At 45.5% G+C, this 24,708-nt stretch carries 22 protein-coding genes and 12 tRNA genes; 13 read left to right on the top strand and 21 right to left on the bottom strand.

Going from position 1 to position 24,708, the window contains the following annotated elements; all coding sequences use genetic code 11:
• Window positions 1-43: 43 nt before the first annotated feature.
• From flgK to L1D15_RS10845, 4 genes are all read left to right on the top strand, one after another.
• The gene (gene flgK, locus L1D15_RS10860) at window positions 44-1,918 is read left to right on the top strand and encodes a flagellar hook-associated protein FlgK (RefSeq protein ID WP_239864887.1); all 1,875 of its coding nucleotides are present in this window, start codon (window positions 44-46) and stop codon (window positions 1,916-1,918) included.
• Window positions 1,919-1,930: 12 nt separating this feature from the next.
• Window positions 1,931-3,124 (top strand): flagellar hook-associated protein FlgL, encoded by a 1,194-nt coding sequence (flgL, locus tag L1D15_RS10855; RefSeq protein ID WP_239864885.1) that lies wholly within the window; start codon window positions 1,931-1,933, stop codon window positions 3,122-3,124.
• A 371-nt stretch (window positions 3,125-3,495) separates the two neighbouring features.
• Window positions 3,496-4,641, top strand: coding sequence for a flagellin (locus L1D15_RS10850; RefSeq protein ID WP_239838280.1), 1,146 nt, complete (start codon window positions 3,496-3,498; stop codon window positions 4,639-4,641).
• Between the two features lie 475 nt (window positions 4,642-5,116).
• On the top strand, window positions 5,117-6,250 hold the full coding sequence (locus L1D15_RS10845) for a flagellin (RefSeq protein ID WP_239838279.1): 1,134 nt from the start codon (window positions 5,117-5,119) through the stop codon (window positions 6,248-6,250).
• A gap of 129 nt (window positions 6,251-6,379) precedes the next feature.
• Here L1D15_RS10845 and L1D15_RS10840 read toward each other — a convergent pair.
• The 17 genes from L1D15_RS10840 to lolB form a co-directional block, all read right to left on the bottom strand.
• Window positions 6,380-6,464: transfer RNA gene (locus L1D15_RS10840), tRNA-Leu, on the bottom strand.
• 54 nt (window positions 6,465-6,518) lie between these two features.
• Window positions 6,519-6,595 (bottom strand) — tRNA-Met (locus L1D15_RS10835).
• A 12-nt stretch (window positions 6,596-6,607) separates the two neighbouring features.
• Window positions 6,608-6,692: transfer RNA gene (locus L1D15_RS10830), tRNA-Leu, on the bottom strand.
• A gap of 53 nt (window positions 6,693-6,745) precedes the next feature.
• Window positions 6,746-6,820, bottom strand: a tRNA-Gln gene (locus L1D15_RS10825).
• A 33-nt stretch (window positions 6,821-6,853) separates the two neighbouring features.
• Window positions 6,854-6,938, bottom strand: a tRNA-Leu gene (locus L1D15_RS10820).
• 53 nt (window positions 6,939-6,991) lie between these two features.
• Window positions 6,992-7,066: transfer RNA gene (locus L1D15_RS10815), tRNA-Gln, on the bottom strand.
• A 30-nt stretch (window positions 7,067-7,096) separates the two neighbouring features.
• Window positions 7,097-7,181, bottom strand: a tRNA-Leu gene (locus L1D15_RS10810).
• A 30-nt stretch (window positions 7,182-7,211) separates the two neighbouring features.
• Window positions 7,212-7,296 (bottom strand) — tRNA-Leu (locus L1D15_RS10805).
• A gap of 48 nt (window positions 7,297-7,344) precedes the next feature.
• A tRNA-Met gene (locus L1D15_RS10800) sits at window positions 7,345-7,421 on the bottom strand.
• A 78-nt stretch (window positions 7,422-7,499) separates the two neighbouring features.
• Window positions 7,500-7,574: transfer RNA gene (locus L1D15_RS10795), tRNA-Gln, on the bottom strand.
• Window positions 7,575-7,604: 30 nt separating this feature from the next.
• Window positions 7,605-7,689, bottom strand: a tRNA-Leu gene (locus L1D15_RS10790).
• Window positions 7,690-7,728: 39 nt separating this feature from the next.
• Window positions 7,729-7,805: transfer RNA gene (locus L1D15_RS10785), tRNA-Met, on the bottom strand.
• A gap of 268 nt (window positions 7,806-8,073) precedes the next feature.
• Window positions 8,074-9,165: a redox-regulated ATPase YchF gene (gene ychF / locus L1D15_RS10780; protein ID WP_239838085.1), complete on the bottom strand. Its 1,092-nt coding sequence runs from the start codon at window positions 9,163-9,165 to the stop codon at window positions 8,074-8,076.
• Window positions 9,166-9,175: 10 nt separating this feature from the next.
• Window positions 9,176-9,766 carry an aminoacyl-tRNA hydrolase gene (pth, locus tag L1D15_RS10775; protein ID WP_239875592.1) on the bottom strand — a complete coding sequence of 197 codons (591 nt, stop codon included), beginning with the start codon at window positions 9,764-9,766 and terminating at the stop codon, window positions 9,176-9,178.
• A gap of 144 nt (window positions 9,767-9,910) precedes the next feature.
• Window positions 9,911-10,855: a ribose-phosphate pyrophosphokinase gene (locus L1D15_RS10770; protein WP_239838087.1), complete on the bottom strand. Its 945-nt coding sequence runs from the start codon at window positions 10,853-10,855 to the stop codon at window positions 9,911-9,913.
• A gap of 29 nt (window positions 10,856-10,884) precedes the next feature.
• The gene (gene ispE / locus L1D15_RS10765; protein ID WP_239875590.1) at window positions 10,885-11,757 is read right to left on the bottom strand and encodes a 4-(cytidine 5'-diphospho)-2-C-methyl-D-erythritol kinase; all 873 of its coding nucleotides are present in this window, start codon (window positions 11,755-11,757) and stop codon (window positions 10,885-10,887) included.
• The gene (gene lolB / locus L1D15_RS10760) at window positions 11,754-12,371 is read right to left on the bottom strand and encodes a lipoprotein insertase outer membrane protein LolB (RefSeq protein WP_239875588.1); all 618 of its coding nucleotides are present in this window, start codon (window positions 12,369-12,371) and stop codon (window positions 11,754-11,756) included. The genes ispE and lolB overlap by 4 nt, the downstream gene beginning before the upstream one ends.
• 162 nt (window positions 12,372-12,533) lie before the next feature.
• Here lolB and hemA point away from each other — a divergent pair, with 162 nt between their 5' ends.
• The 8 genes from hemA to ybaK all read left to right on the top strand — a co-directional run bounded on the left by hemA (window position 12,534) and on the right by ybaK (window position 20,537).
• Window positions 12,534-13,790, top strand: coding sequence for a glutamyl-tRNA reductase (gene hemA, locus L1D15_RS10755; protein WP_239838090.1), 1,257 nt, complete (start codon window positions 12,534-12,536; stop codon window positions 13,788-13,790).
• A gap of 53 nt (window positions 13,791-13,843) precedes the next feature.
• Window positions 13,844-14,932 (top strand): peptide chain release factor 1, encoded by a 1,089-nt coding sequence (prfA, locus tag L1D15_RS10750; protein WP_239838091.1) that lies wholly within the window; start codon window positions 13,844-13,846, stop codon window positions 14,930-14,932.
• Between the two features lie 3 nt (window positions 14,933-14,935).
• Complete coding sequence (prmC, locus tag L1D15_RS10745; RefSeq protein ID WP_239875587.1) at window positions 14,936-15,805, top strand: peptide chain release factor N(5)-glutamine methyltransferase; 870 nt, start codon at window positions 14,936-14,938, stop codon at window positions 15,803-15,805.
• Between the two features lie 2 nt (window positions 15,806-15,807).
• The gene (locus L1D15_RS10740) at window positions 15,808-16,191 is read left to right on the top strand and encodes a SirB2 family protein (protein WP_239864866.1); all 384 of its coding nucleotides are present in this window, start codon (window positions 15,808-15,810) and stop codon (window positions 16,189-16,191) included.
• Window positions 16,192-16,210: 19 nt separating this feature from the next.
• Window positions 16,211-17,020: a SirB1 family protein gene (locus L1D15_RS10735; RefSeq protein WP_239838094.1), complete on the top strand. Its 810-nt coding sequence runs from the start codon at window positions 16,211-16,213 to the stop codon at window positions 17,018-17,020.
• Between the two features lie 43 nt (window positions 17,021-17,063).
• Window positions 17,064-17,915: a 3-deoxy-8-phosphooctulonate synthase gene (kdsA, locus tag L1D15_RS10730; RefSeq protein WP_239864864.1), complete on the top strand. Its 852-nt coding sequence runs from the start codon at window positions 17,064-17,066 to the stop codon at window positions 17,913-17,915.
• A gap of 400 nt (window positions 17,916-18,315) precedes the next feature.
• Window positions 18,316-19,977: a bifunctional UDP-sugar hydrolase/5'-nucleotidase UshA gene (gene ushA / locus L1D15_RS10725; protein WP_239864862.1), complete on the top strand. Its 1,662-nt coding sequence runs from the start codon at window positions 18,316-18,318 to the stop codon at window positions 19,975-19,977.
• Window positions 19,978-20,063: 86 nt separating this feature from the next.
• Window positions 20,064-20,537 (top strand): Cys-tRNA(Pro) deacylase, encoded by a 474-nt coding sequence (ybaK, locus tag L1D15_RS10720; RefSeq protein WP_239838097.1) that lies wholly within the window; start codon window positions 20,064-20,066, stop codon window positions 20,535-20,537.
• 61 nt (window positions 20,538-20,598) lie between these two features.
• Here ybaK and L1D15_RS10715 read toward each other — a convergent pair whose 3' ends face one another.
• On the bottom strand, window positions 20,599-21,846 hold the full coding sequence (locus tag L1D15_RS10715; RefSeq protein WP_239838098.1) for a uracil-xanthine permease family protein: 1,248 nt from the start codon (window positions 21,844-21,846) through the stop codon (window positions 20,599-20,601).
• A gap of 244 nt (window positions 21,847-22,090) precedes the next feature.
• On the opposite strand from L1D15_RS10715, the gene L1D15_RS10710 reads away from it, so the two are divergent.
• Window positions 22,091-23,314: a DUF2066 domain-containing protein gene (locus tag L1D15_RS10710; RefSeq protein WP_239875586.1), complete on the top strand. Its 1,224-nt coding sequence runs from the start codon at window positions 22,091-22,093 to the stop codon at window positions 23,312-23,314.
• A gap of 29 nt (window positions 23,315-23,343) precedes the next feature.
• Here the strand turns inward: L1D15_RS10710 and L1D15_RS10705 are convergent, their stop codons facing one another.
• Genes L1D15_RS10705 through arsC form a run of 3 tightly spaced genes read right to left on the bottom strand, consistent with a single transcriptional unit; the run spans window position 23,344 to window position 24,677 of the window.
• Window positions 23,344-23,763, bottom strand: coding sequence for a DUF2069 domain-containing protein (locus L1D15_RS10705; protein WP_239875584.1), 420 nt, complete (start codon window positions 23,761-23,763; stop codon window positions 23,344-23,346).
• A 3-nt stretch (window positions 23,764-23,766) separates the two neighbouring features.
• Window positions 23,767-24,336, bottom strand: a complete 570-nt coding sequence (gene wrbA, locus L1D15_RS10700; RefSeq protein WP_239838101.1) for an NAD(P)H:quinone oxidoreductase — start codon at window positions 24,334-24,336, stop codon at window positions 23,767-23,769.
• On the bottom strand, window positions 24,333-24,677 hold the full coding sequence (arsC, locus tag L1D15_RS10695) for an arsenate reductase (glutaredoxin) (protein ID WP_239838102.1): 345 nt from the start codon (window positions 24,675-24,677) through the stop codon (window positions 24,333-24,335). The genes wrbA and arsC overlap by 4 nt, the downstream gene beginning before the upstream one ends.
• Between the last annotated feature and the right edge of the window lie 31 nt (window positions 24,678-24,708).

Genomic DNA, 24,708 nt, shown 5'->3' with positions numbered 1-24,708 from the left:
GTTATTCAGTTCTACTGATTTTATTAGGTTTCTTGGGGGCGATATGGCGTCTGATCTTCTGAATCTTGGTTCGCAAAGCGTACTGACGGCTCAGAGACAACTAAACACCACGGGTCATAACATCTCTAATGTCAATACAGAGGGTTATAGCCGTCAGTCGGTGATACAAGGTGCAAACATGCCGCGCCAGTATGGCGGGGAGACTTATGGCATGGGCGTACATGTGGAAAAAGTTCGCCGCTCTTGGGATCAGTTTGCCGTTAACGAGATGAATATTTCTACGACCAACTACGCACATAAGGTCGATGATGAAGCCAATTTGGAAATGTTATCCAACATGCTATCATCCGTTGCATCAAAGAAGATTCCAGAAAACCTTAACGAATGGTTTGATGCCGTCAAATCACTTGCGGACAGTCCGAATGATGTCGGCGCACGCAAAGTCGTACTTGAAAAAGCCGATCTTATCACCCAAAACCTCAATGACTTTCACGAAACGGTTCGTCGTCAATCAGATGTGACGAATAAAAAGCTCGACTTAGGTATTGAACGAGTAAACCAATTAGCACTTGAAATTAGAGACTTACATCGCCTGATGATGCGTACTCCAGGGCCTCATAACGATTTGATGGACCAACATGAAAAGCTCATCGCAGAGTTATCAGAATACACCAAGGTAACGGTTACGCCTCGTAAAAATGCTGAAGGTTTCAATGTTCACATCGGTAATGGCCATACCTTAGTGTCAGGAACAGAGGCCAGTCAGCTCAAAATGATTGATGGCTATCCTGATGTGCATCAACGACGCTTGGCAATGATTGAAGGCAAAGGGATTAAGGCCATTACTACGAAAGATATTGATGGCAAGATTGGCGCGATGCTGACCATGCGTGATGAGAAAATTCCTTACCTTATGGATGAACTCGGTAAAATGGCCACTGCGTTTTCTTATGATGTGAACAAGTTGCAATCACAAGGCCTAGATTTGCGAGGTGATATTGGTGGGCTAATGTTTACCGATGTTAACTCGGAGTTGATAGCCAAGTCTCGAGTAGTGACATCATCGAATTCGACGGCTGAATTGGAAGTGTATATCGAAGATACCAGTCAGTTAGTGGGAGGGGAGTACTCGCTGCAATTTACGGGTGGAGACTACTACATCACCCGACCTAGCGGTGAACAGTCTATTGTACCTGTTGTGGGGGGGGCTATTTCTCTCGATGGTATCCGTATCGATATAAAAAATGGCCTTGAAGCCGGTGAACGAGTTTTAATTCGCCCGACACGAAGTGGGGCTGCGCAAATGAGGATGGCGACTAATGATCCTTCCGATATTGCAGCACAAAGTTACGAAGCATCCACCACATTTGCTCAAGGAAGCGCAACATTTTCAATTGATACCGCGGGTGATTTACGCGAGTTCGAAGTCATTATATCACCGGATGGTAAGCAATTTGCTGTCACCGATACTAAAGGCAAGATTCTTCTTCAGCCTCAAGACTATCCACCCTCTGGGCCTGTGACCGTTCAAGGCACAACATTTGAGTTATCTGCAGGGGCATTGGCAAACGACAAGTTCACGGCAAACCTTGTGCCATCGGAAGGTGATAACGGTAACTTACTGAAAATGCAGAATATTCAAACTAATAAACACCTCAATGACGGTGAATCTACGGTTTTGGATATTTACCACAACTTGAACACTGATGTCGGGCTGCAAATGTCGACTGCCTCTCGCTTGACCGATGTGTCGCGCTTAGAAAAAGAGGCGGCACAAGAACGCGTTGCGTCTATCTCTGGGGTTAACCTCGATGAAGAAGCCGCCAACATGATGAAGTTCCAGCAAGCTTATATGGCGTCATCACGCATTATGCAGGCGGCAAACGATACCTTTAACACTATATTGGCGTTGAGATAGGGAGGGGGATAAATGATGAATCGTATTTCCAGCTTCCATAACTATCAGTCAGTGCAGAATGATCTGCGTCGTCAGGAAGCGAAAGTTCACCACAATCAGGCGCAGCTGGCATCGGGTAAAAAGCTCATGCGTGCCAGTGATGATCCACTGGCTACTCACTACATTCAGAATATTGGACAGCAGAAAGAGCAGCTACGTCAGTTTACGGACGCTATTGTTCTCAGTCGTAATCGCCTAGAGCACCACGAGGTGATTATTTCCAATGCAGAGCAGTATGCTGATGAAGCAAAGCGTACGGTAATGGAAATGATCAATGGTTCCTTATCACCGGAAGACCGAATTGCAAAACGTCGAGAGCTACAGGAAATTGCGAATAATTTTCTTAACTTGTCGAATGTTCAGGATGAATCAGGGAACTATATTTTTGCCGGAACCAAACCTAAGAATCAGCCTTTCTTCCGAGACAAAGATGGGGATGTGGTATACGCCGGAGACGATTATCAGCGCAAGATGAAGATCTCCAACAGCTTAGAAATGCCGATCAACGATCCTGGTAGTAAGTTGTTTATGGAAATTGACAACCCTTATGGTGATTTTGAGCCTCAATATGATCTTAAAGGCGTATCAGAGCTGTTGTTAGAGCGTGCGGTGAACACGAATCCAGATGACCAGTCAACTTACAAAGTCACGTTTGTTGATATGCCCGATGGTAACTACGGTTACCAGCTTGAACGTGATGGTTCGGTTGTCAAAGCGGACAACTTTGACCCAGCAGTTGGGATAAAGTTTGAAGATGTCACTATTCAGGTTAAAGGCCAAATCACTAAAGGTGATGCAATTACTCTGGAACCACGAAAAACGTACAGTATCTTCGATACCTTTAAACAGGCCATGAAGCTGGCTGAAGGATCTGTCTCGGACACTTCAAATACTGCCGAGTTGCATCAGATCACTCAAGAATTTCATGCGGCATTCATTCACCTTAATAAGGCGAGAACGGATGTTGGTGCTCGCTTGAATACTTTGGATATTCAGGAAGAGCAACATGATGACTTCAATATGACCTTAGCAAAATCTAAGAGTAATTTTGAGGATCTGGATTACGCAGAAGCGATTATTGAGTTCAATGAGAACTCCCGAGCCTTACAGGCTTCACAACAAGCATTTGGCAAGGCCAAAGATTTAACCTTATTTAATTACATCTAACTTCAATGCCATACGTGCTAAGCCGTATGTGCGAAGTGAGATATTGCCCAGTGGTTAAGAACATAGCCAATCTCGCTATGGCAACTAGGTGGCAAATGAGCGGCAAGGGTATTGCCGCCATAGTGTGGCGATAAAATGAACATTTGTGTGAAATGGCATCGATAATTTTAAGTTATTGAAATTAAATTAAAAAATTATTTAATTATTCACACCTTAAAGTTGGCACACTACTTGAATTGATAACACTAAGAGTTTAACGAACTGGTTGAAGCAGGCACTTCCTGCTTAGCAAGTTATTACGGTCAGTGCTTCCAACTGAGATTAAGCTGGCCGCTTCGCAAGAACTTGCGAACTCATTAGGAGAGCAAACTATGACCATTACTGTAAATACTAACGTGTCGGCAATGACTGCCCAACGTTACCTGAATAAGGCCACGGGGGAACTCAATACCTCGATGGAACGATTGTCTTCAGGTCAGAAAATTAATAGTGCAAAAGACGATGCTGCGGGGCTTCAGATCTCTAACCGATTGACCGCTCAGTCTCGTGGTTTGGATGTGGCTATGCGCAATGCCAATGACGGTATTTCTATTGCGCAGACTGCGGAAGGGGCAATGAACGAGTCTACGTCAATTTTGCAACGTATTCGTGACTTGTCGCTACAATCGGCAAACGGCACAAACTCAGCATCAGAGCGTCAGGCACTGCATGAAGAAGTTGCAGCGTTGCAAGATGAGCTGAACCGTATTGCTGAAACCACATCGTTTGGTGGTCGTAAGCTACTTAACGGTTCATTTGGTGAAGCCTCTTTCCAAATCGGTGCGAGCTCAGGTGAGGCCATTATTATGGGGCTTACCAGTATCCGAGCGGATGAACCACGCATGGGTGGGCAAAGTTTTGTTTCTTCTCTTGAAAAAGCAAAAGATAAAGATTGGGGTGTTCCCCCTACAGCGAAAGATATTAAATTTGAGTTTACGACCAAGGATGGCGAAGCCATCACCTTAGATATCATTGCTAAAGAAGGTGATGATATTGAGGAAGTGGCAACCTATATCAATGGTCAAACCCAAAAATTGAAAGCATCGGTAGACGAAGAAGGTCGATTGCAGATCTTTGCTGCTGAACCAAACCTTGAGGGTAACCTGAATATATCTGGTGGCTTAGCGAGTGAACTTGGTCTCGAAGGTGGTCCGGGCGTGCAAACAACAGTACAAAATATTGATGTTCGCTCAGTGGGTGGCGCTCAAAATGCGGTAGGTATTATTGATGCCGCGCTAAGATATGTTGATTCACAGCGCGCAGATTTAGGTGCTAAGCAAAACCGACTCAGCCACAGTATTAATAACTTGGCAAATATCCAAGAAAACGTAGAGGCATCAAATAGTCGAATTCGCGATACCGATTTTGCGAAAGAGACTACTGCGATGACCAAAGCTCAAATTCTGCAACAGGCAGGTACTTCGATCCTTGCCCAAGCAAAACAGTTGCCAAACTCTGCAATGTCATTATTGCAGTAGTCATGAATATCTTCACTAACGTATACCCAGACGTGGGGTTAGTGAAGGTGTTTAGGCAAGCATAAGTGATAAGTTAACGAAGCTCTCTCACATTAGCTCTTGTTTGCTGACACTTATGTATACGGCAGCCAGGCTGTGATCATTTCTCTCGATCTCCACAATGGCTACCACACTAGCCCCGGTTCTCTCAAAGGAAAAGGGGCTTTTTCTTTGCTCCTTTTCTGCTGAATTCCACTTGATTCTCCTCTTAAGCCCCCGGCCGTTTCGACTAAATCTTTAACCATTGATTTCATATCTGTCGTAACGATCAATATATTTATGGTTAACCCTTTTTTTCTTAGGAATTTTTAAAATTGCTCTAAAGTTAATCATCTCTTCGTCGTTAATAAGGTTACTTTGAGAGAACTTGGTTTACCGAGACGTCGGAAACCTTTCGAAACTTCCGAACTACGGAAAATCAATAGGAGTAACCACTATGGCGGTTAATGTAAACACGAATGTTGCGGCAATGACTGCACAGCGCTACTTAAACAGCGCAACTAGTGCACAACAATCCTCAATGGAACGTTTATCTTCTGGTTTTAAGATCAATAGCGCGAAAGATGATGCTGCAGGTATGCAGATCTCTAACCGCTTGAATGTGCAAAGCCGAGGCTTAGATGTCGCTGTGCGTAATGCAAATGATGGTATTTCGATGGCGCAGACAGCTGAAGGCGCGATGAATGAAACAACCAACATTCTGCAACGTATGCGTGATCTATCGCTACAATCGGCGAACGGCTCAAACTCTAAGTCTGAACGTGTGGCGATTCAAGAAGAGATTACGGCACTGAATGATGAGCTAAACCGTATTGCTGAGACGACTTCATTTGGTGGTAACAAACTACTTAATGGCACGTTCGCGACCAAATCATTTCAGATTGGTGCAGATAACGGTGAAGCCGTCATGTTAACGATGAACAATATGCGTAGTGACAACTCTATGATGGGTGGTAATAGCTATGTTGCAGCCAATGCGAAAGATAAAGATTGGGGGGTTCAAGCGGGTTCCAATGATCTGACTATTTCACTGACTGATGTATTTGGTGAGCAGCAAAATATCACTATCAACGCTAAAGAAGGTGATGATATTGAGGAGCTGGCAACTTACATTAATGGTCAGACTGACATGGTTAAAGCATCAGTTGGTGACGATGGCAACCTTCAAATCTTTACTGACAACAATCGAGTTTCTGGTGAAGCGACATTTGGTGGCGCCTTGGCTGGTGAGTTGAGCATGGGGCCTGCGCAAGCGGTAACCGTTGACACTATCGATGTGACTTCTGTTGCGGGCGCTCAGGAAGCGGTTGCGATTGTTGACTCTGCATTGAAGTTCGTTGATAGTCATCGTGCAGAATTAGGTGCATTCCAAAACCGATTCGGCCATGCAATCAGTAATTTAGATAACATTAATGAAAATGTAAATGCTTCTAAGAGCCGCATCAAAGATACCGATTTCGCTAAAGAAACTACTGCATTAACAAAAGCTCAGATTCTTTCCCAAGCATCGAGTTCTGTTCTTGCTCAAGCAAAGCAGGCGCCCAACTCAGCGTTGGGGCTTCTAGGCTAAGAAAGTGATTTCGAAGCAAAATAGACAGTCATGACTTAAGTAAAAATCCAGCCTAGGCTGGATTTTTTATATCTGAGAAATGCCTATGATTGATAAAAGAAAACCCAGCTAAAGCTGGGTTTTTTATAATGGTGCGGAAGGAGAGACTTGAACTCTCACACCTTGCGGCGCCAGAACCTAAATCTGGTGCGTCTACCAATTCCGCCACTTCCGCATTTTATTCTGTAGTTATCTCGATCATTGATAAATCGAAGTAACCTTGTATTGATGGTGGCTACGACGGGATTCGAACCTGTGACCCCATCATTATGAGTGATGTGCTCTAACCAGCTGAGCTACGTAGCCATGTGATTAAGATGGTGCGGAAGGAGAGACTTGAACTCTCACACCTTGCGGCGCCAGAACCTAAATCTGGTGCGTCTACCAATTCCGCCACTTCCGCATCTTAATCTGTAGTTATCAAGACAATTGGTAAAGTCTCAATAACGTTGTGTATGGCAGGTCTACCTGGATTCGAACCAGGGAATGGCGGCATCAAAAGCCGCTGCCTTACCACTTGGCGATAGACCTGCAGTGTGAYAACTCAWCGAGTYATCTAGATAATGGTGCGGAAGGAGAGACTTGAACTCTCACACCTTGCGGCGCCAGAACCTAAATCTGGTGCGTCTACCAATTCCGCCACTTCCGCATCTTAATCTGTAGTTATCAAGACAATTGGTAAAGTCTCAATAACGTTGTRTATGGCAGGTCTACCTGGATTCGAACCAGGGAATGGCGGCATCAAAAGCCGCTGCCTTACCGCTTGGCGATAGACCTGCAGGCATAGCCCTAAGACTATTCAATTTATGGTGCGGAAGGAGAGACTTGAACTCTCACACCTTGCGGCGCCAGAACCTAAATCTGGTGCGTCTACCAATTCCGCCACTTCCGCATAAATTGTTATTTGTAGAGTATATCAAGATGGTGCGGAAGGAGAGACTTGAACTCTCACACCTTGCGGCGCCAGAACCTAAATCTGGTGCGTCTACCAATTCCGCCACTTCCGCAACTTGAATCTACAGGACCGTTAGCCAAAAGCTAGCAGTCAGAATAAATGGTGGCTACGACGGGATTCGAACCTGTGACCCCATCATTATGAGTGATGTGCTCTAACCAGCTGAGCTACGTAGCCACTCGTGAGCGAGACAATATAAACTTTCACGCTCTCAGTGACAAGCCCTTTTTCCTAAAGGCTTACACTTTAAATAAATGGCAGGTCTACCTGGATTCGAACCAGGGAATGGCGGCATCAAAAGCCGCTGCCTTACCGCTTGGCGATAGACCTGCAGGCATAGTCCTAAGACTATTCAATTTATGGTGCGGAAGGAGAGACTTGAACTCTCACACCTTGCGGCGCCAGAACCTAAATCTGGTGCGTCTACCAATTCCGCCACTTCCGCATTGATTCCTAAAAACTCTTAAATAAGAGCGCTTAGGAATGGTGGCTACGACGGGATTCGAACCTGTGACCCCATCATTATGAGTGATGTGCTCTAACCAGCTGAGCTACGTAGCCATATCATGTTTTGTACCTTCAAATAAGTCAGCTTATTGTCGGGAACGGCGCGCATTATGCGAAGTTGAGGCAAAGCCGTCAATAGTTTTTTTGAAGAAATCAGGATAAATCAACTGTTCGGTTTCTTTTTAAACAAAGAGGCGTGTTAATGATCGAAAAGTGATAACAAAATGTCATGCATTTATCGATTTAATTTAGAGGATCTAGTCGGCATAAAAATAAAGCCAGCACTAAGGCTGGCTTTGAAAGTCAATAACTTGCAAGGAAATTATACGTTGAAGCGGAAGTGAACAACGTCACCATCTTTAACGATATAATCTTTACCTTCTAAACGCCATTTACCTGCGTCTTTTGCACCACTTTCACCGTTGTATTCGATGAAGTCATCGTAGCCGACCACTTCGGCACGAATGAAGCCTTTTTCAAAGTCAGTGTGAATCTTACCAGCCGCCTGTGGTGCTGTAGCTCCTACAGGAATTGTCCATGCACGTACTTCTTTAACGCCAGCAGTGAAATAGGTATGAAGGGTTAGTAGTTCATAACCTGAACGGATCACTCGATTCAAACCTGGCTCTTCAATACCCATATCCGCTAGGAACTCTTCACGATCCTCGTCTTCAAGCTCTGAAAGCTCAGACTCAATTGCTGCGCACACTGGAACAACGACATTGTTCTCTTTCTCAGCAAATTCACGCACGGCATCTAGATAAGGGTTGTCTTCGAAACCATCTTCGTTAACGTTGGCAATGTACATTGTTGGTTTTAGAGTCAGGAAGTTGAGGTAACCAATAGCCGCAAGTTCTTCTTTACTCAGTTCAACAGTGCGGGCCATGCCGCCTTCAGTTAAAACGGGCAATAGCTTCTCTAGTACTGTCAGTTCGAACTTCGCGTCTTTGTCTCCACCTTTCGCTTTTTTGGCGTTACGCTGAATTGCGCGCTCACAAGAGTCTAAATCGGCCATAGCCAATTCAAGGTTGATGACTTCGATATCCTCAATCGGAGACACTTTACCAGCAACGTGAACGATGTTTTCATTTTCAAAACAACGGACAACGTGGCCAATCGCATCGGTTTCTCGGATGTTCGCTAGGAATTTGTTCCCTAAACCTTCACCTTTAGATGCACCTGCAACCAAGCCCGCAATGTCAACGAACTCCATTGTGGTTGGTAGAATTTTTTGTGGGTTAACAATTTTTGCCAGTGCATCAAGGCGTAGATCTGGCACAGGTACAACACCAGTGTTTGGTTCGATCGTACAAAACGGGAAGTTTGCTGCTTCGATACCTGCTTTAGTTAGTGCGTTGAACAGTGTTGATTTACCGACGTTTGGTAGACCAACGATGCCACATTTAAAACCCATGATAATAACCTTATTCTGCTTTGAACGTGTGTAGACGATTTTGTGCTTTTGACAAGCCATCCTTGAGTAGAATGTCTAAACAGCGAACAGACTCATCTGTTGCTGCCTCTAGCAGCTCTTGCTCTTTAGCGGGCGCTTTGCCCAGAACAAAACCGGCCACTTTATCTTTGTGCCCCGGATGACCAATGCCAATCCGAAGACGATAAAAATCTTTGCAATTGCCTAGCTTACTGATGGTATCGCGCAGGCCATTATGACCACCATGTCCGCCCCCTTTCTTAAACTTAGCGACACCTGGAGGTAAATCCAGTTCATCGTGTGCCACCATAATTTCTTCAGGCTTAATTTGGTAAAACTTCGCTACTGCGGCGATGGATTTACCTGAAAGGTTCATGAACGTAGTAGGGATGAGTAAGCGGAGATCCTGACCATTTATCATTATGCGTCCTGTAACCCCAAAAAACTTGGCTTCATTTTTTAGTGTGATGTTATGGACGCGAGCAAGCTCTTCTACTACCCAAGCACCAGCGTTATGACGAGTCCTAGCGTATTCAGGGCCGGGATTAGCAAGCCCAACGAGAAGTTTAATTTGTTGACTCAAGGTAAGGATCTCTCTTGGAATCTCAAAAAGCGCAGTATGATAGCACAGAATTATTATTGCGGGCGAGGTGTGCTTGAGCGTTTATTCTCTGGCATAAAAAAACACCCCGAAATGGGGTGTTTTGAGAAACTGACGAATTCGAAATTAATTAAACATCGCTGAAATCGATTCTTCGTTGCTGATACGACGAATTGCTTCTGCCAGCATGCGAGATAGGCTAAGTGTGGTGACTTTACCTGTTGCTTGCATTTCTTTTGACAGGGTAATGGAGTCCGTCACGATGACTTGATCCAGTACGGAGTTCTTAATGTTTTGTGCCGCGTTACCTGAGAAAACAGCATGTGTTGCATAGGCGAATACGCGCTTTGCCCCACGCTCTTTTAGAGCTTCTGCTGCTTTACATAGTGTGCCACCAGTGTCGATCATGTCATCAACGATTACACAGTCACGACCTTCAACATCACCGATAAGGTTCATTACTTCAGATACGTTAGCGCGTGGGCGACGCTTATCCACGATAGCAATATCGATATCACCTAGCGCTTTAGCGGTTGCACGAGCACGGACTACGCCACCCAAATCAGGGGAAACCACAACTGGGTTTTCTAGGCCACGCGCTTCCATGTCATCAAGAAGCACTGGAGTACCGAAGATGTTGTCTACTGGTACATCAAAGAAGCCTTGAATCTGCTCAGCGTGCAGGTCAATAGTTAGGACGCGATCAACGCCAACGTTAGAAAGGAAGTCAGCGACAACTTTTGCAGTGATTGGCACACGCGCTGAACGTACACGACGATCTTGGCGAGCATAACCAAAGTAAGGGATAACTGCTGTAATACGGCCCGCTGAAGCGCGGCGCATTGCGTCAATCATCACTACAAGTTCCATTAGGTTGTCGTTAGTTGGTGCGCAGGTAGATTGAATGATGAAAACATCACTACCACGTACGTTTTCGTTAATTTGTACAGCGACTTCGCCATCAGAAAAACGAGAAACACTTGCATCACCAAGAGAGATGTATAGACGATCAGCAATACGTTGGGCTAGTTCAGGTGTAGCGTTACCAGCAAATAGCTTCATATCAGGCACGGTGGAAACCTCGGGGTTGCGTCCAGTATTTAGATAGATATATTGTGGGCTAAGCGATACTTAGCAAGCGTCTCGTGTAAAGGAGAAATATTTTTTCCTTTCGCTATAAAAGCGGAGACGTTGTCAGGCACTTTTTCAAGAACCTCATTGGCCTCATTTTGGCTCGAAAACTCAGCAAAAACGCAGGATCCGGTTCCTGTCAGTCTAGACGGCGCGTATTGTAGCAGCCAAGAAAGTTGCTTATCAACCTCTGGGTACAGCATTCGAACAATTTTTTCGCAATCGTTTTCGTATGGGCTGTCAAGAAGTGTTGCCAAATCGCGCTTTGGTGTGTTTCGTGTCAGATCTGGATGGGTAAAAATATCCACTGTCGCAATCGCAACATTCGGTCTGACGACTAAATACCACTTTTCCTCGGGTTCCGCTTGAGTTAATTCTTCACCCACCCCTTCGGCAAATGCAGCGAAGCCCTGGGCGAATACTGGGACATCTGCCCCAAGTTTTAGGCCAATGTCAGCTAATTCTTGCTCAGTTAAGTGAGTTTGCCATAGGTGATTCAGGGCAACTAAAACGGTTGCTGCGTTTGAAGAGCCGCCACCGATGCCACCCCCCATAGGCAAGCGTTTGTTGAGGCTGATATCTGCGCCATATGCACAGCCGGTTTTGTTTTTCAAAGCCATCGCGGCTTTCCAGATGAGGTTGTCTTCAAGAGGAAGGCCCGGTAGCTCAGGTGTTAAAGTGATCGAGCCGGTCTCATTCGCTCTGATACTTATATCGTCACCAAAGTCAATGAACTGAAACAGCGTCTGCAGTTCGTGATAACCGTTTTCTCTTCGGCCCGTAATGTAAAGAAATAGATTGAGTTTTGCCGGTGATGGCCAATGGGTTGTTTCGCTGATCATTGTTCAAGATTCCATTTGGATATCACGATGTTAATTGATATATCGCCTTGTTTTAGCTTGAGCTTTTGTGGAAGAGGTAAAGCGCTACCTTGATATTGAATGTCTTGGTAATTGAGGTAATCAAGTTGCCAAACTTTATCGTTGATTTGCTTGGTCAATGAAGCGAGAGTGTGCGTCTCATTGAGTATATAACTGTCAGCCTCTGCAGGGCTGCCTAAGAACCAGCTATTGAGCTGTTCGATAGGGAGCGTCAAACCAGTCAGCCGATATATGAGAGACTGAGCGTCATGTGAAGTATAAGTTTCATCATCATAAGTCTCGACTAGTGCGCCGCTAGGTGTGATTTTTAGATTCAAAGCGGTCTGGCCGATAAAAGTCGTTAGGCGAAGTTGACTTAAATCTGGGCTGTATTTCCACTGAAAATTCAGAGATTGACGCTGTTTAGGGGAGATATAACCGAGTTTACCGTTGGACTGATATTGAGCAATACTGGCTAATCGTTGTTGATGCGTTTGCCACTCGACATTCGTTGTACTGGTGTTGAAAGTGACACAACCCGACAGAATGAAACTAGAGAATAGAAAAATGAGTAAGGGACGAAAGTAAGTCGTCATTGGCGATTATTTATCCATTTAAGTCCTTGTCTTACGCCACACTATATCATTGAAATCACGAAGTCATGAAAACATATCCCGAATACCCTTTAATTAAATTGGGCCATCAAGTAAAATTCCGTCCTTGTTTGTTCATTCGCTGATTCAGAGAACCTCGATTACATGTCTTTGCTTGCTATAGGTATTAACCACAATACAGCTTCGGTAGAGTTGCGTGAGAAAGTCGCATTTGGGCCGGAGAAGTTACCTCAAGCACTGAAGCAATTAGGCGATAACCCTCTTGTCAACGGCAGCGTTATTGTCTCAACCTGTAACCGTACTGAAATCTACTGCGATGTTAAACCTTCTGGAAAAAGCAAAGTTATTGATTGGCTTGCGCAATTTCACCAAGTAAGCCCAGAAGATCTAAAACCCAGTCTCTATATTCATGAAGAGCAAGCTGCTATTCGCCATTTAATGCGAGTGTCTTGCGGCTTAGATTCCCTAGTGTTAGGCGAACCGCAAATTCTAGGGCAAGTTAAACAAGCTTATTCGGATTCTCGCGAGCACAAAGCGGTGGATACCGCGATGGACAAGCTCTTCCAGAAGACATTTTCTGTGGCAAAACGTGTTAGAACAGAAACCGATATTGGTGGTAATGCTGTCTCTGTAGCGTATGCCGCTTGTACCTTAGCGAAACACATCTTTGAGTCGTTACAAGATTCGACAGTATTATTGGTGGGTGCGGGTGAGACGATAGAGCTGGTTGCCAAGCATCTGGCGAGCAACGGCTGTAGCAAGATGATCGTGGCTAACCGTACTCGTGAGCGTGCTTTGCCACTTGCCGAGCAGTTTGGTGCCCAGATTATCGGCTTACCGGAAATACCAGAACATCTCCCTCGCGCTGATATTGTGATAAGCTCCACCGCCAGTCCATTGCCGATCATTGGTAAGGGAATGGTCGAAACCGCTTTAAAAGCTCGTCGTCACCAACCCATTTTATTGGTGGATATCGCTGTCCCGCGTGATATTGAGTCGCAAGTGGCAGAGCTCGATGATGCGTATCTCTACTCCGTGGATGACTTGCAGTCGATTGTTGAGAACAACATGGAGCAGCGAAAAGTGGAAGCGATTCAAGCGGAAGCGATTGTCAGTGAAGAGAGCGCCACCTTTATGTCTTGGCTACGCTCCCTGCAAGCGGTTGACAGCATCCGCGATTACCGTAAATCTGCCAATGACATACGAGAAGATTTACTGAGTAAAAGCCTCCAATCTTTGGCAGCCGGTGCGGATCCAGAAAAGGTTCTGCTTGAGCTAAGTAATAAGCTGACAAATAAATTGATTCATGCTCCAACCCGAGCGCTGCAAAGTGCAGCGGAGCAAGGCGAGCCAGCTAAGCTCGCCACGCTAAGACAAAGTTTGGGTCTGGAAGACTCCTAATTTCTTTGGTCGTGAAAGACGTCCAATTTATCGAACCCTGAGTTAAGAAAACTATGAAAGCCTCGATTCTAACTAAGCTAGAAACATTGGTTGAACGTTATGAAGAAGTTCAACATCTGCTTGGCGATCCTGATGTGATCGGTGACCAAGACAAATTCCGCGCATTGTCAAAAGAGTACTCTCAGTTAGAGGAAGTGACTAAGTGTTTCCAAGCCTACCAGCAAGCACAAGAAGATTTGGTCGCGGCTGAAGAAATGGCGAAGGAAGATGATGCAGAAATGCGTGAAATGGCTCAGGAAGAGATCAAAGAAGCACAAGACACTATCGAGCGTTTGAGTGAAGAGTTGCAAATTCTGCTGCTGCCAAAAGATCCAAATGACGATCGCAACTGTTTCCTCGAAATCCGAGCTGGGGCTGGGGGAGATGAAGCGGGCATCTTTGCAGGTGACTTATTCCGTATGTACAGCAAGTTTGCAGAGAAGAAAGGCTGGCGTGTTGAAGTCATGTCTTCAAATGAAGCTGAGCACGGCGGCTATAAAGAAATGATCGCTAAGGTCACTGGGGAAGGGGCTTACGGGGTACTTAAGTTTGAGTCAGGGGGCCACCGCGTTCAGCGAGTTCCAGCGACCGAATCTCAGGGACGTGTGCATACTTCGGCATGTACTGTCGCTATCATGGCTGAAATTCCAGAAGCAGAAATCCCGGAAATCAAAGCGGCTGATCTGAAAATTGATACTTTCCGTGCCTCTGGTGCGGGTGGGCAGCACGTTAACACCACAGATTCCGCTATTCGTATCACTCACTTGCCTACAGGTACGGTAGTTGAATGTCAGGACGAACGTTCACAGCACAAGAACAAAGCGAAGGCTATGTCGGTTCTTGCGGCTCGAATCATTCAGGCGGAAGAAGCAAAACGCGCTGCGGAAGAGTCTGATACTCGACGAAATCTACTTGGTTCTGGGGATCGCAGTGATCGCATCCGTACCTATAACTACCCGCAAGGCCGTGTCTCTGATCACCGTATTAACTTGACTATCTACCGACTGAACGAAGTGATGGAAGGGGATCTAGCCAGCTTGGTGGACCCAGTGATGCAAGAGCATCAAGCTGATCAGCTTGCGGCACTTGCAGAGAACAACTAATCAATGGCAGCAGCACACAGTGTTGAAAACACACTAAAGAGTGCCGTCGAAAAGCTTCAGAAGAGTGGCAGCGATTCGCCTGCTCTTGATGCGGCGGTACTGCTTTGCCACACCCTCAATAAACCTCGCGCCTTTCTACTGACGTGGCCTGATAAAATTCTTGAGCCAGAGGAATTACTGGCTTTTGAAAAGACGTTGCAAAGGCGGCTCAGCGGTGAACCGGTCGCTTACATTACTGGTGAGCGCGAGTTTTGGTCCTTACCACTGAAAGTGGCACCCAGTACACTTATTCCCCGTCCAGATACAGAGCGTTTGGTTGAAGTTGCTTTAGAGAAAACCATTGAAAATCAGGGTGATATTTTAGATTTAGGCACTGGGACCGGCGCAATTGCGCTCGCCATTGCTTCAGAGTTACCAAGCCGGCAAGTATGGGGGATCGACCTCAAGCAAGAAGCTAAGCGGTTAGCAGAGTCCAATGCTGAGCTCTTGGGGATTCGTAACGCTAAGTTTTTATCAGGCAGTTGGTTTGAACCACTAGGAGCTGGTACAAAGTTTGCTCTCATAGTGTCAAACCCTCCTTATATCGAAGCACAAGACCCACATCTAAAACAAGGGGATGTTCGATTTGAGCCTTTGAGTGCGTTGGTTGCAAAAGATAATGGACTGGCAGATATCATACATATCGCCAAGCAATCGGTGACATTTTTGCTGCCTGATGGGTGGCTGATGTTTGAACATGGGTATGACCAAGGAGCTTCAGTGAGAGCCATTTTAGACTCACTGGGGTTCCAGAATATTACTACTTATAAAGACTACGGCGAGAATGACCGTGTGACCATAGGTCAGTTTTCTCCAGGGAAGCAAGAGAGATAATTATGTACGAAGGGTTGAAGCACTTTCATTTATTGACGATCGCTATCAGTGCCACTTTATTGTCTGTGCGTTATGCGATGATGATGGCAAATTCCGCTTTGGTGGAGAAGAAGTTTTTTAAGGTCTTCCCCCACATTAACGATACTTGCTTGTTGCTGTCTGGTATTGGTCTGATTTTTATCACTGGATTTATTCCTTTTACTCCAGCTGCACCTTGGCTGACAGAAAAGATCACTTGTGTATTGGCTTATATTGCATTGGGCTTTTTTGCACTTAAGTTAGGTAAAAATAAACTGCTACGTACGTTTTCCTTCTTTGGGGCACTGGGTTGGCTTGCAATGGCGGGTAAAGTGGCAGTAAGCAAAGCTCCAATATTTTTAGGTTAAGCGGGACTAGGAATTATTCATGCTTGAGTTGTTTGATGAAGATTTTGACGCTATTGAATTGGTCGAAGGAGCGCTCATATTAAATAAAGCGATTAATCCTGCTACCAATGTTCAATGGGCTGAGAGAGAACTGCATCGATTGCTGAAAGAAGCAGAACTCTGTCTCAGTCAAGAAGGAGATGAAAAGCAACGGTTTGACTCCTTATTGAGGCTTTTCTATCACGAGTGGGGGTTCGCTGGGGATCAGGAGGCTTACTACGACTCTTCGAATGCTTTTATCGACAAGGTCCTCGAGCGTCGAAAAGGCATCCCGGTCAGTTTAGGAGCGCTGTTACTTTACCTAGGGCGAAAGTTAGGCTTTCCTCTGACAGGTGTCACTTTTCCAAGCCAGTTTTTGTTAAAACTAGAATGGTATGGTGAGAGCCCGCAATTTATTAATCCATTTAGTGGGGAGTATGTCTCTAAACATGTATTAGGGGCATGGTTGATTGGTCATAGTGGGCCATTGGCGACTCTCGAAGCTAAACACCTTAAGTCTGTCGATAACCCAACCGTGATTGGCCGTTGGCTGGCACTGATTAAAAGCGCCTTACTGCGTGAGGAACGCTATACTTTGGCCCTGAGGTGTACTGACCTAGCACTGACTTTCGTGCCGGATGACCCGTATGAGATACGTGATCGTGGATTCATCTACCAGCAGCTCGACTGCCATCAGGTCGCATTGAGTGACTATCAATATTTTATTGAGCAGTGCCCTGATGACCCAGCAGCAGAGCTGTTAAAAAATCAAGTTAACGCCATGAGTGGGACTCAGGTGACACTCCATTAGTCCAGCTTCGGGTTGGCCTACACAGAGAAATAGAGAGAAAAAAATGGAACAGAAAATCGTTCATGTTGGTGACATTCCAGTGGCTAACGACAAGCCGTTTACTTTGTTTGCGGGTATGAATGTTCTTGAATCTCGTGATCTGGCTATGCAGATCTGTGAGCACTATGTCAAAGTGACCGAAAAGCTTGGCATCCCTTACGTGTTCAAAGCGTCTTTTGATAAAGCGAACCGCAGCTCTGTTCATTCGTATCGCGGCCCAGGCCTAGAAGAAGGCATGAAAATCTTCCAAGAGCTTAAAGATACGTTCGGTGTAAAAATTATCACCGATGTACACACAGAAGCTCAGGCACAGCCCGTGGCTGACGTGGTTGACGTGATTCAGCTACCTGCGTTTTTGGCTCGTCAAACTGACCTTGTTGAAGCGATGGCGAAAACAGGCGCTGTGATCAATGTGAAAAAGCCTCAATTTATGAGCCCTGGTCAGGTGGGTAATATCGTAGAAAAATTCGCGGAATGTGGTAACGAAAACATTATTCTTTGTGAGCGAGGCTCTTGCCATGGCTATGATAACCTAGTGGTTGATATGCTGGGTTTTGGTGTGATGAAAAAAGCGTCAAAAGGTAGCCCAATCATCTTTGATGTGACCCATTCACTGCAAATGCGCGACCCTTCAGGTGCAGCTTCTGGCGGTCGCCGTGAGCAGACTGTTGAATTGGCAAAAGCAGGTTTAGCAACGGGTATTGCTGGTTTATTTATCGAAGCGCATCCGAACCCTGAAAAAGCAAGATGTGATGGCCCGTCAGCGTTGCCATTAGATAAGTTGGAACCTTTCCTAGCGCAAATGAAAGCGTTAGATGACTTGATTAAAGGTTTTGAGCATATTGACATCAAATAGTGATCGGATGTTGAGAAAAGGTTAGCTATGTAGCTAACCTTTTTTGTTTCAGACGGCTTATAAATCGATGAAACTCTTGTTAAAGCCGGAGTTATGTTTTCGTTCTTTGTTGAGTAAACGCTCAACCTCACACTTGCCGTTTGGTGATGTTAACTCACAGTCAAACGTTTGCTTGTGACCGTTTGATAGAACAGGTGTAATTATGCTGCTTTGTTACACACTTAAATGTCAATTAGGGTGATCTAATCTACATAAATATGAAATCAAGATGCCACCCCAAATAGCTTAATTTAAACTAGTTCAAGTTTTACTGAGTTCTCAGCGACTGATTGCTGAGCATGTCTGTTCAATAGGCACAGTATCTAATGCAGTGGAAACCCAATAGTTCAAAGGTATGACAATGAAGCAACGCCTGATTGTAAAAACCGCTCTAAGCGCAGCAATTCTTGCCACTCTAGCAGGGTGTGCGACAGCACCTCAGCAAGAGTGGGAAGCGGATAAAACTTATAAGCTGACCGTTCTACACACGAATGACCATCACGGTCGTTTCTGGCAGAACAAATACGGCGAGTACGGCATGGCTGCTCGCAAAACATTGGTTGATGAGCTGCGTGCAGAGGTAGAAGCCGATGGTGGTAGTGTGCTGCTGCTTTCAGGTGGTGACATCAACACAGGTGTTCCAGAGTCTGACCTGCAAGATGCTGAGCCAGATTTTAAAGGCATGAACAAAATTGGTTACGATGCCATGGCTCTTGGTAACCATGAATTTGATAACCCACTTGAAGTGCTGTTTAAACAGAAAGAGTGGGCAAACTTCCCGATGCTATCAGCAAACATCTATGACAAAAAAACGGGTGAGCGTATGTTCCAGGCTTACCAGATGTTTGATAAGCAGGGCATTAAGATTGCCGTTATTGGTCTAACCACTGAAGATACGGCGAAAATCGGTAATCCAGAGTTTATTGGTGGTATCGACTTCCGTGATCCTAAAGAAGAAGCGAAGAAGCTTATCGCTGAGATCGAAGAAACGGAAAAGCCCGATCTGATCTTTGCTGTGACTCACATGGGTCACTATGAAGACGGTAAGCGTGGTGTTAATGCTCCGGGTGACGTGGCTCTTGCTCGCTACCTAGACGAAGGTTCTTTGGATATGATCGTCGGTGGTCACTCTCAAGAGCCGGTATGTATGGAAGCGCCTAACGTCGTGAAGAAGAACTTCAAGCCTTCTGACGAATGTAAGCCAGATCTGCAAAACGGTACTTACATTGTTCAAGCTCACGAGTGGGGTAAATACGTAGGTCGAGCGGATTACGAATTCCGTAACGGTGAGCTAGAAATGGTGAGCTACGACCTGATCCCAGTTAACTTGAAGAAGAAGGTTAAGATCGACGGTAAGAAACAGCGTGTTCTTATTGAAGACGAAATCAAGCAGGACGAAGAGCTACTGGAGTTCCTACGTCCTTACCAAGAAAAAGGTAAAGCACAACTAGACGTTAAGATCGCAGAAACGAACGGTAAACTTGAAGGTGACCGTAATGTGGTTCGCTTCAAGCAGACTAACCTCGGCCGTCTTATCGCGACTGCACATATGGAACGTGCCAAAGCGGATTTTGCGGTAATGAACTCAGGTGGTGTTCGTGATTCCATTGAAGGTGGCGATGTAACGTACAAAGATGTGCTAACAGTACAACCATTCGCGAATATCCTGACTTACACTGACATGTCAGGTAAAGAAGTGCTGGATTACCTCAATGTAGTGGCAACTAAGCCTGTTGATTCTGGCGCTTACGCACAGTTTGCCGGTATCTCTATGACAGTGGCAGACGGTAAAGTATCTAATGTGTTCATTGGTGGTGAGCAACTTCGCCTTGATGAGACTTACCGTTTCACCATACCAAGCTTTAACGCAGCGGGCGGTGATGGTTACCCTAAACTGACAGGTCACCCTGGTTATGTGAACACTGGTTTTGTCGATGCTGAGGTTCTAAAAGAGTACCTAGAAGCGAACAGCCCAGTCGATGTGAACAAGTACGCACCTGCTGGCGAGATTATTTACAAGTAAGTTGACTAAAACGTCGAAATCTCATTAACTTAAAAGCGCTGCACATTCTGCAGCGCTTTTTTTGTTATGCATCTAATGGAATCAGTATGACCCCAGCAATTAATCTCGCGAAGAAGAAAAAAGTGGCGCACACTATTCATCAGTATGATCATGACCCTCGTGCAAATAGCTATGGTATGGAAGCGGTAGAGGCGTTGGGGCAAGATCCTGAACAAGTCTTTAAGACCTTACTGTTTAGCATAAACGGTGAACCTAAAAACTTAGCGGTTGCGGTGATACCAGTCGATCAAAAGCTGAACCTCAAGTTGGCTGCAAAAGCCGCGAAAGCAAAGAAAGCAGAGATGGCAAATCCAGAGATAGCTCAGAACACCACGGGATATATAGTGGGTGGCATTAGCCCACTTGGACAGAAAAAAGCACTACCAACATTTATACATCAGAGTGCCGAATACAGAGAGACGATCTGTGTCAGTGCAGGCAAGCGTGGGTTAGAGATTGAGCTTGCACCGAAAGATTTAGCCTCACTGACACGAGGTCAGTTTGCAGATTTATGCCTCTAGAGATTAAACGAGAAGAGGGTTGATGCCATTACATCAACCCTCTTACTATCTGCGCCTTATTTTACTTTGCTTCTTCTTCCATTTGCGCATTGTCAACAACATGGTTTTCACCCAGGTCCTGTGGAAGTAACAGGTTGAGAAGGATTGCGACGATACCACACAAACTCACACCTTGTAGGCTAAATTCGCCAATACCAAAAGCCATACCGCCGATACCAAATACTAAGGTGATCGCAACGATAACTAGGTTGCGGGATTTGTGCAGGTCGACATTGTTCTTGATAAGGGTGTTTAGGCCAACCGTCGCAATTGAACCAAATAATAGGATCATAATGCCGCCCATAACCGGCATAGGAATGGTTTGCAGTGCTGCACCAAGTTTGCCAACTAAAGCTAATATAATGGCGGTCACCGCTGCCCAAGTCATGATTACGGGGTTGAAGGCTTTGGTCAGCATAACGGCACCTGTCACTTCAGAGTAAGTCGTATTAGGCGGTGCGCCAACCATAGATGCGGCAATCGTAGCTACGCCATCACCAGCAACGGTGCGATGTAGGCCTGGCTTTTTCAGGTAGTCTTTACCAGTGACATTGGAGATAGCCAACATATCACCGACGTGTTCGACGGCAGGGGCTATCGCGACAGGAATCATAAATAAGATTGCGTTAATGTTGAATTCTGGCGTCGTGAAATTAGGTAGTGACAGCCAAGCCGCCTGCGTGACTGGGCCAAAATCGACCACGCCATATACTAGGCTGGTTAAATAACCTGCGATAATCCCACCAAGAATTGGCATTAACTTGAGAAAGCCTTTAGCGAAAACGCTGATGATGATTGTTGTGAGTAAGGAAATACTTGAAATCACAAGCGAAGCATCAGCGTCGATGAGCTGCGTTCCATCACCACCTTTACCTAATGCCATGTTCACAGCAACGGGAGCAAGGCCCAGCCCTATCACCATGATTACCGGACCGACAACAACAGGAGGCAGCAGCTTATGAATGATTTCTACGCCGCGGAGTTTAATGACTGCACCCATAATGACGTAAACAAAACCCGCCGCCATTAGCCCCCCCATGGTGGCTGGAATGCCCCAAGTTTGGACACCGTAAAGAATCGGGGCAATAAAAGCAAAAGACGAAGCAAGGAAAATAGGTACAGTCCGTCGGGTCATAAATTGAAAGAGAAGGGTTCCAAGACCAGCACCAAACAATGCAACACTAGGGTCTAGCCCAGTCAACAGAGGTACCAACACGAGCGCACCGAATGCAACGAAAAGCATTTGAGCGCCTTGAATGGCATTTTTCATCTTTATTTCCTTTAGTAGCAACTAAGAGCAGCGATAGCAGAGCCTGCTAAACACAAAATTCGCGGGATCTTATCACCTTGGCAAACGATTGCAATCTGAGCCGGATCAAATAAACAGTAATTGACCAATAACTTAGCTTGATGACTTCAAGGGGCAAAACACATAAATTTGAGCTTTAGTTGCTCCAAATTAGATAGTTGCTTATCATCCGAAGTTGCAATAAAAAACTGACTTTAGGAAAGCTATGCGTCATTTAGTTTTGTTGGCTTTAGCGCTAGTAGGATTACCTGCAGCAGCATTGACCAATGTAGATTTATATCAAACAGAAATTGTGCTCGACCAAAGTGCTGACAATGCAGACGCACAAGCGCGTGTGGACGGGATGAAAGAGATCATCGTCCGAGCTTCCGGTGATCAGGATGCGGTGTCTAATCCTGTGGTAAAAAAGGCGCTAAAGCAAAATTCTCAGTACCTTACTCAAATCAGCTATGGGCAACAAAATGGTCAGCAAACACTACGATTAGGCTTTAGTGCGCCACATATTCGTTCTTTGTTGAGTCAGGCTCAACTCCCAATTTGGCCTGCAGCACGCGCCAACCTATTAGTGTGGTTAGTGGAAGAAACTCAGCATGATCGTAATATCAGTTGGGAGCACTCTGATTCACAGGTACTGAATCAGATGCGTATTGAAGCACAAAGACGTGGCTTACCATTGACTGTGCCTGTCGGTGATTTTGATGATATTACAGGTGTCGCTGTCTCTGATTTATGGGGAGGTTTTGCACGCCCAGTAGGTGAGGCAAGTCAACGTTATCCAGTAGATGCTGTATTGGTTGTCAGAGTGCAGGGCAACTCGTTGCGCTGGACTTTATATGATCAAAAACCCGCTACGATAGGCGTTACGCGTCAGGCACCTGTGTCTGGATCTAATGGTGGCGCAGAAGCGGCAATGAAAATGGTTAACCAAATCAGCGACTACTATGCGAAGAAGAGTGCTGTTGTTGTTGCAAGCGAATCTTCTGAAACCATCAAGGTGCGGTTTACTTCACTAGATAATGCTGTCGATTTCTTTACTGTAGAAAATCAGCTCAAGAAGCTAAGCTCTGTGGCATCGTTGGATATTCTGAAAATTCAGGGCAATCAAGTTACATTTAATATCCACTTATTAGCTTCTCAGGCAGAATTTGAACATGAAGTGACACGCATGGGAAAAGTGGTGCAACTAGAAAGTGCAACTGAGTCACAGCCGGTCGTTAAACAACAAGAGCAGAGCGAGCAGCCTGTTGATGTCGTAAATGATGATCTATCAACAGAGTCAAGTGACCTCACTGTTGATGTACCAGAGATTATCCCAGCAGAGCAAGTGCTGGTGTTTGAGTGGCAAGGTGCTCCCACGAGATCCACCATTGACCATACAGAGTCCCCCGAGGGAAAAACTGACACAGCTCTTGATGAAGTCATTGAATAATAAAAAGGTCTGGCAAATGCCAGACCTTTTTATTCGAATCGTTCTTTTTCTTCTTTCTCTACTTTAGACAGCCGTTTGAGTTTGAGTCCTAACTCTTTACCTCTTGAACGTGCGTAGAGAATATTGCCGGCAAAAGCGGCAGCTGTCAGTACTAGCTCAATGCTCGCTAACCAGCGTTCACCGCCATCCACATAGAAGATGGTAAAGGCATGTAAGAAGTACAGCATGAGCACAAAGTTTGCCCACGCGTGTGTGTAAGGCTTACCTGCGAGGATCCCGGGCAGGGGTAATAACAGAGGGATACTCCAAGCAATGGCAAGTGTGGTGCTGCTGATGTGAGGGTGGGGAGATAAACTGAGTTGCCACAGTGCGACCCAGGCAAGTAAACCTAGATTGCCAAACAGTGCAAGAAGTCGAAACAGTTTTGTATGAGATTGCATTGCCTGCATGTGTTATTTGTCCTTCACTTTTAAAGCGGTAGTGGCGAGGCGCCTGCCTAGCGTTTGTGCCAGCTCGTTCTCTTCTTTACTTAATGTGTTGCCATCATGGCTAACAGAGGTAGCTCCATAAGGTGTCCCGCCCGTTTGAGTGGTATGCAAGCTGGGCTCAGAGTAAGGGATCCCTAAAATCATCATGCCATGGTGGAGAAGAGGCAACATCATGGTTTGCAGCGTAGTCTCTTGGCCACCGTGTAAGCTAGAAGAAGAGCTAAATACACAGGCTGGTTTGTCAATCAAGTCACCAGAGACCCATAAAGACGTTGTCTGGTCCCAAAAGTGTTTCAAAGACGCTGACATATTGCCAAACCACACCGGGCTTCCCATAGCTAACCCGTCACAGTTTTGTAGTTCTTTCAAGGTCAATACAGGGTCTTGAGGTGTAATCCTTTCATCAATATCAGCAACGGTTCTAATCAAGGCTTCGCAATGAGGGATAGACTCTATCCCCCTAGCGATTTGTCGTGCTAATGCGCGAGTAGAGCCGTGTCGACTGTAATAGAGGACAACGATTTGGCAACTCATAGAATATCGAGAACCTGCTCTGGTGGACGGCCATGCTTGGCTTGACCGTTATTGACCACAATTGGTCGTTCAATCAGTTTTGGGTTGTTTGCCATGGCTTCAAAAAGCTGCTCATCTGACGCTTGAGCGAGATTGAGCTCTTTATAGATATCTTCCTTAGTGCGCATCATGGCACGCACTTCAGTCAGGTTAAGCTGGGCGTAGAGTTCTTTCAATTCCGCAACACTAGGTGGGGTTTCTAAGTATTTTACGATTTCAGGTTGGATGTTTTTTTCTTCTAGTAGTGCCAATGTTTGTCGGCTTTTTGAGCAACGTGGATTGTGATAAATCACGACTGACATAATGTTAATCTCCGAATTATAAGTAAGCAGC

It is taken from the genome of Vibrio sp. Isolate25 (assembly GCF_022398025.1).
Lineage (GTDB): Bacteria > Pseudomonadota > Gammaproteobacteria > Enterobacterales > Vibrionaceae > Vibrio > Vibrio coralliilyticus_A.
The sequence above is the reverse complement of the archived record's forward strand: the minus strand, read 5'-3'. Positions and strand labels throughout refer to the sequence as shown.

What these genes read in the sequence shown, in the direction of transcription:
- prfA (WP_239838091.1), top strand. Translation starts at nt 13,844, where the DNA reads ATGAAAGCCTCGATTCTAACTAAGCTAGAAACATTGGTTGAACGTTAT.
- arsC (WP_239838102.1), bottom strand. Translation starts at nt 24,677, where the DNA reads ATGTCAGTCGTGATTTATCACAATCCACGTTGCTCAAAAAGCCGACAA.
- lolB (WP_239875588.1), bottom strand. Translation starts at nt 12,371, where the DNA reads ATGACGACTTACTTTCGTCCCTTACTCATTTTTCTATTCTCTAGTTTC.
- L1D15_RS10850 (WP_239838280.1), top strand. Translation starts at nt 3,496, where the DNA reads ATGACCATTACTGTAAATACTAACGTGTCGGCAATGACTGCCCAACGT.
- ispE (WP_239875590.1), bottom strand. Translation starts at nt 11,757, where the DNA reads ATGATCAGCGAAACAACCCATTGGCCATCACCGGCAAAACTCAATCTA.
- L1D15_RS10740 (WP_239864866.1), top strand. Translation starts at nt 15,808, where the DNA reads ATGTACGAAGGGTTGAAGCACTTTCATTTATTGACGATCGCTATCAGT.
- kdsA (WP_239864864.1), top strand. Translation starts at nt 17,064, where the DNA reads ATGGAACAGAAAATCGTTCATGTTGGTGACATTCCAGTGGCTAACGAC.
- flgK (WP_239864887.1), top strand. Translation starts at nt 44, where the DNA reads ATGGCGTCTGATCTTCTGAATCTTGGTTCGCAAAGCGTACTGACGGCT.
- ybaK (WP_239838097.1), top strand. Translation starts at nt 20,064, where the DNA reads ATGACCCCAGCAATTAATCTCGCGAAGAAGAAAAAAGTGGCGCACACT.
- L1D15_RS10705 (WP_239875584.1), bottom strand. Translation starts at nt 23,763, where the DNA reads ATGCAGGCAATGCAATCTCATACAAAACTGTTTCGACTTCTTGCACTG.
- ychF (WP_239838085.1), bottom strand. Translation starts at nt 9,165, where the DNA reads ATGGGTTTTAAATGTGGCATCGTTGGTCTACCAAACGTCGGTAAATCA.
- hemA (WP_239838090.1), top strand. Translation starts at nt 12,534, where the DNA reads ATGTCTTTGCTTGCTATAGGTATTAACCACAATACAGCTTCGGTAGAG.
- wrbA (WP_239838101.1), bottom strand. Translation starts at nt 24,336, where the DNA reads ATGAGTTGCCAAATCGTTGTCCTCTATTACAGTCGACACGGCTCTACT.
- ushA (WP_239864862.1), top strand. Translation starts at nt 18,316, where the DNA reads ATGAAGCAACGCCTGATTGTAAAAACCGCTCTAAGCGCAGCAATTCTT.
- L1D15_RS10735 (WP_239838094.1), top strand. Translation starts at nt 16,211, where the DNA reads ATGCTTGAGTTGTTTGATGAAGATTTTGACGCTATTGAATTGGTCGAA.
- L1D15_RS10710 (WP_239875586.1), top strand. Translation starts at nt 22,091, where the DNA reads ATGCGTCATTTAGTTTTGTTGGCTTTAGCGCTAGTAGGATTACCTGCA.
- L1D15_RS10715 (WP_239838098.1), bottom strand. Translation starts at nt 21,846, where the DNA reads ATGAAAAATGCCATTCAAGGCGCTCAAATGCTTTTCGTTGCATTCGGT.
- flgL (WP_239864885.1), top strand. Translation starts at nt 1,931, where the DNA reads ATGATGAATCGTATTTCCAGCTTCCATAACTATCAGTCAGTGCAGAAT.
- prmC (WP_239875587.1), top strand. Translation starts at nt 14,936, where the DNA reads ATGGCAGCAGCACACAGTGTTGAAAACACACTAAAGAGTGCCGTCGAA.
- L1D15_RS10845 (WP_239838279.1), top strand. Translation starts at nt 5,117, where the DNA reads ATGGCGGTTAATGTAAACACGAATGTTGCGGCAATGACTGCACAGCGC.